The sequence below is a fragment of the Afifella sp. IM 167 genome, assembly GCF_020144925.1.
Classification (GTDB): domain Bacteria; phylum Pseudomonadota; class Alphaproteobacteria; order Rhizobiales; family Afifellaceae; genus Afifella.
Genome location: NZ_NSLC01000051.1, coordinates 1 through 456 on the forward strand (window position 1 = coordinate 1; position 456 = coordinate 456).

General features: G+C 60.3%; 1 protein-coding gene. It reads right to left on the minus strand.

Annotation, left to right across the window (positions count from 1 at the left end):
* A partial coding sequence (locus tag CLD20_RS20095; protein ID WP_224408450.1) for a LysR family transcriptional regulator occupies nucleotides 1-443 on the minus strand: 443 nt, incomplete at its 3' end.
* Nucleotides 444-456 lie beyond the last annotated feature (13 nt).

The following is a 456-nucleotide window of genomic DNA, read 5'->3' on the forward strand; positions in this document are numbered from 1 at the left end:
GACTCGACCACGCCGAGATCGATCGCGTTGCGCTCGACCAGGGAGACGATACCCTCACTATTGGAGACCTTCAGGTGGATCGCGATCTCGGGATAGCGCTTCTTGAAGTCGCCGAGCAGGGTCGGAAGCATGTACTCGGCGATCGTCGTACTGGCACCGATCGTCAACGAGCCGCTGATGTCGCCGGTGAGCTCGCGCACGCCCTGCTCCATCTCGGCGTAGAGCGCGAAGATACGATCCGCATATTCGAATACCCGCTTACCGGCATCGGTCAAGCTGATGCGGTTGCGCCCCCGATCGAACAGCCGCGTGTTGAACTGCTCTTCCAGCTGTCGGACCTGAAAGGTCACCGCCGGCTGCGTCATATGCAGCGCTTCAGCCGCTTTCGTAAAGCTCATCAGCCGGGCAACGGTGTGAAACACCTGCAGTCTGCGGTCTGCCATGGTCTCCTCAATG